The organism is Rhizobacter sp. (assembly GCF_032229685.1).
Classification (GTDB): Bacteria; Pseudomonadota; Gammaproteobacteria; order Burkholderiales; family Burkholderiaceae_C; genus LMDS01.
In genome coordinates, this window is sequence record NZ_JAVTWP010000047.1 from 1 (window position 1) to 4,466 (window position 4,466).

The 4,466-nt window shown below is 60.2% G+C and carries 3 protein-coding genes; all 3 read right to left on the reverse strand.

The genetic code is table 11. The features are described from left to right. Positions 1-193: hypothetical protein (locus AC30PD_RS23560; RefSeq protein WP_489538146.1), on the reverse strand; the 193-nt coding region annotated here is incomplete at its 3' end. A gap of 207 nt (positions 194-400) precedes the next feature. Further along, complete coding sequence (locus AC30PD_RS23565; RefSeq protein ID WP_489538147.1) at positions 401-1,558, reverse strand: ribonucleotide-diphosphate reductase subunit beta; 1,158 nt, start codon at positions 1,556-1,558, stop codon at positions 401-403. A gap of 184 nt (positions 1,559-1,742) precedes the next feature. Then, on the reverse strand, positions 1,743-4,466 hold a 2,724-nt coding region (locus AC30PD_RS23570), incomplete at its 5' end, for a ribonucleoside-diphosphate reductase subunit alpha (RefSeq protein ID WP_489538148.1).

Genomic DNA, 4,466 nt, shown 5'->3' on the forward strand with positions numbered 1-4,466 from the left:
TCGCAGCGGCCTTCTTCGCCGGAGCCTTCTTCGCAGCGGCCTTTTTCGCCGGAGCCTTCTTCGCAGCGGCCTTCTTAGCCGGAGCCTTCTTCGCAGCGGCCTTCTTCGCCGGAGCCTTCTTCGCAGCGGCCTTCTTCGCCGGAGCCTTCTTCGCAGCGGCCTTTTTCGCCGGAGCTTTCTTTGCAGTTGCCATTTCATTTCTCCTTGATCAAGTTGAAAAAAACTGTCGTTCATGGCTTGAAGCCACGGCTGGACAGCTATTCATCGCCCCAAGTCTGCCCAGGAGGGGCGCTTAGGTACGATGAATCCGGAGGCAAACCGGTGAGTCGCTTCTGCGTCGACTCAACACGATTTGCAGATCTTGATCTCTTGCGCACGACCTGCCTCCCGTGGGCACATGTCAGTCCCACGAGAGCGCACCACCACTTTGGTACTCGATGACACGGGTTTCGAAGAAATTGCGTTCCTTCTTCAGGTCGATCATTTCGCTCATCCACGGAAACGGATTCTCTTCGTTCGGGAAAAGCTCTTCCAAACCGATCTGGGTTGCACGCCGGTTGGCGATGTAACGCAGATATCCCTTGAACATCGACGCGTTCAGACCGAGCACTCCGCGCGGCATCGTGTCTTCAGCGTAGCGATACTCGAGTTCGACTGCCTTGTGAAACAGCGCCTTGATCTCGCTCTTGAACTCCGAGGTCCACAACTGCGGGTTCTCGAGTTTGATCTGGTTGATCAGGTCAATGCCGAAATTGCAGTGCATCGATTCGTCACGCAGGATGTACTGATACTGCTCAGCAGCGCCGGTCATCTTGTTCTGGCGACCGAGCGCGAGAATCTGCGTGAAGCCGACGTAGAAGAACAATCCTTCCATCAGGCACGCAAAGACGATCAGCGACTTGAGCAGTTTCTGGTCGTTCTCTGCCGTTCCGGTCTGGAAGTCCGGGTCCATGATCTCGCCGATGAACGGCAGCAGGAACTCGTCCTTGTCGCGAATCGACTTGACTTCGTTGTAGGCGTTGAAGATTTCACTTTCGTCCAAACCCAACGATTCGACGATGTACTGATACGCGTGCGTGTGAATCGCTTCTTCAAAGGCTTGGCGCAGCAGGAACTGGCGGCACTCCGGCGCCGTGATGTGGCGGTAGGTACCCAGCACGATGTTGTTCGCAGCGAGCGAATCGGCGGTCACGAAGAAACCGAGATTGCGCTTGATGATTCGACGCTCGTCCTCGGTCAGGCCGTTGGGATCTTTCCATGTCGCGATGTCTCTCGACATGTTGACCTCTTGCGGCATCCAGTGATTGGCACACGCCGCCAGATACTTTTCCCAAGCCCACTTGTACTTGAACGGGACCAACTGATTGACGTCGGTGCGACCGTTGATGATTCGCTTGTCGGCGGCCTTGACGCGGCGGGCTGTTGCCGGGACGTCTACAGGTGCTGCATCCGGAAAAACCGCAGCAGAGGCGTCTGCGAACGCAGGCGTCGAGTGGCTCTGCGACAAGTTCGCTGCGTGGATTGTCGAGGGTTTAACTTCTTCTTCCCAAACCAACATGGTGAATTTTCCAGTGCTTTCTGATTATGAGAGTGTTGCGCAAGAACCCCAAGCACTTATTGACTTTCGAGCGCATTGCTTGTTGCGATATTGCATCGGCGCGGCTCGGCTCGACACCTTCACGAGAGCATGCCGAGCACGCCGGTCTCGACATCCGTCATCAACGCCATGACCGCCGACCGTCTCACTGGCAGGCTTCGCAATCCGGCGTGTCGATCGCACAGAACTTGATGTCGGTCGCGGGTTCGACATGCGTCAGACTGAGTGCGGCTTCGACGCTCGCGGGCGCGCTCTTGGCACTCAGCGTCGATGCACCCGCGCCACTCGACACCGAATTCATCTGACCCGCTTTCACTGTCGACTTCTCTGCGTGAGTGGCCCCGACCGTGCGCAGGTAGTAGGTGGTCTTCAGGCCACGCAGCCATGCGAGCTTGTAGGTCTCGTCGAGCTTCTTGCCCGAAGCACCGGCCATGTAGATGTTCAACGACTGGCCTTGGTCGATCCACTTCTGGCGTCGTGCAGCAGCTTCGACCAGCCACTGCGTCTCGATCTCGAACGCCGTGGCGTACAGCGCCTTCAGGTCCTCGGGCACCCGGTCGATGCGGCGCAGCGAACCGTCGAAGTGCTTCAAGTCCATCACCATCACATCGTCCCAGAGGCCGAGCTTCTTCAGGTCGCGCACGAGGTACTCGTTGACGATCGTGAATTCGCCAGACAGGTTCGACTTGACAGACAGGTTCCCGAACGAAGGTTCGATCGACGCGCTCACGCCGATGATGTTGGAGATGGTTGCGGTCGGCGCGATCGCCACGCAGTTGGAATTGCGCATGCCGAATTCGGTGATGCGGCTGCGAAGCGCGTTCCAGTCGAGTGTCGCGCTGCGATCGACTTCCACATAACCACCGCGCTGCTGTTCGAGCAGGTCGAGCGAGTCGATCGGCAGGATGCCGCGGTCCCACAACGAACCGCGGTAGCTGGCATACCGGCCACGCTCGGCGGCCAGTTCCGTCGATGCCCAGTAGGCCTGATAACAGACCGCTTCCATCGACTGGTCAGCAAAAGCCACTGCCGCATCCGACGCATAGGGCAAGCCCAGTTCGTACAAAGAATCTTGGAAGCCCATGATGCCCAGGCCCACTGGGCGGTGCTTCAGGTTCGAGTCACGCGCCTTCTTGACAGCGTAGTAGTTGATGTCGATCACGTTGTCGAGCATGCGCATCGCGGTCGAGACCGTCTTCTTCAGCTTGACGTGATCGATCTGCACGACGTCGTTCTCGCGCTTGAGGTGGTGCACCAGGTTCACTGAACCCAGGTTGCACACCGCGATTTCGGTCTCGCTGGTGTTGAGCGTGATCTCTGTGCACAGGTTGCTGGAATGAACGACACCCACGTGCTGTTGCGGCGAGCGCACATTGCAGGCGTCCTTGAACGTGATCCAGGGGTGCCCGGTCTCGAACAGCATCGAGAGCATTTTGCGCCAGAGGTCGCGTGCCGGCGTCTTCTTGAAGAGCTTGATCTCGCCACGCGCGCATTTGTCTTCGTAGGCGGTGTAGGCCACTTCGAAGGCCTTGCCGAACTTGTCGTGCAGGTCGGGGCAGGTGCTCGGCGAGAACAGCGTCCAGTCGCTGCCGTCCATCACGCGCTTCATGAACAGATCGGGGATCCAGTTCGCGGTGTTCATGTCGTGCGTGCGGCGACGGTCGTCGCCGGTGTTCTTGCGCAACTCGAGGAACTCCTCGATGTCGAGGTGCCAGCTTTCCAGGTAAGCGCAGACAGCGCCCTTGCGCTTGCCACCCTGATTGACGGCCACGGCTGTGTCGTTCACGACCTTGAGGAACGGCACCACACCCTGGCTCTTGCCGTTCGTGCCCTTGATGTGGCTGCCGAGCGCGCGCACGTTGGTCCAGTCGTTGCCCAGACCCCCGGCGAACTTGGAGAGCAGCGCGTTTTCCTTCAGCGCTTCGTAGATGCCATCGAGGTCGTCGGCCACGGTCGTGAGGTAGCAGCTCGACAACTGCGAACGGCGCGTACCGGCATTGAACAGCGTCGGCGTGCTGCTCATGAAGTCGAAGCTCGACAACACTTCGTAGAACTCGATGGCACGCGCTTCGCGGTCGATCTCGTTCAGCGCCAGGCCCATCGCCACGCGCATGTAGAAGGCTTGCGGCAGCTCGATGCGCGCTTCTTCGATGTGCAGAAAGTAGCGGTCGTACAGCGTTTGCAGACCGAGGTAGTCGAACTGCAGGTCACGGTCAGCCTTCAGTGCGGCACCCAGTCGCACCAGATCGAACTGCAACAGTTTCTCGTCCAGCAACTCGGCGCGCACGCCCTTCTGGATGTAGCCGGGAAAGTACTCGACGTAGCGGGTGTGCATGTCGGCGTGCAGCACTTCTTCGCCGAGGATCTCGCGGCGAATCGTGTGCAGCAACAGGCGCGCGGTCGCCCGCGTGTAGCCCGGGTCCTTCTCGATCAGCGTGCGCGCCGCCAGGATCGAGGCCTTGTGCACCTCGTCGATCGGAACGCCGTCGTACAGGTTGCGCCGCGTTTCCGCCAGGATGGGGTCGGGCTGCACATCGCCGCCCAGACCGGCGCAGGCCGAGTCGATCAGCGCTTTCAGGTGCTCCAGGTCGAGCGGCACCCGCTGGCCACGATCGAGCACGGTCAGCACAGGCTCGAGCGGCGCAGCCGGCTGGCCTTGGCGCGCGCGTTCCTGCGAACGGCGTTCGCGGTACAGCACATAGGCGCGCGCCACTTCGTGGTGGCCGCCGCGCATCAGGCCGAGTTCGACGTGGTCTTGCACATCTTCGATGTGAAAGGTGCCACCGCCCGGCCGCGACCGCAGCAGCGCGCGCACCACCGATTCGGTCAACCCGTCGACCGTCTCGCGCACGCTGGCCGACGCCGCGCC

What these genes read in the sequence shown, in the direction of transcription:
- AC30PD_RS23565 (WP_489538147.1), bottom strand. Translation starts at nt 1,558, where the DNA reads ATGTTGGTTTGGGAAGAAGAAGTTAAACCCTCGACAATCCACGCAGCG.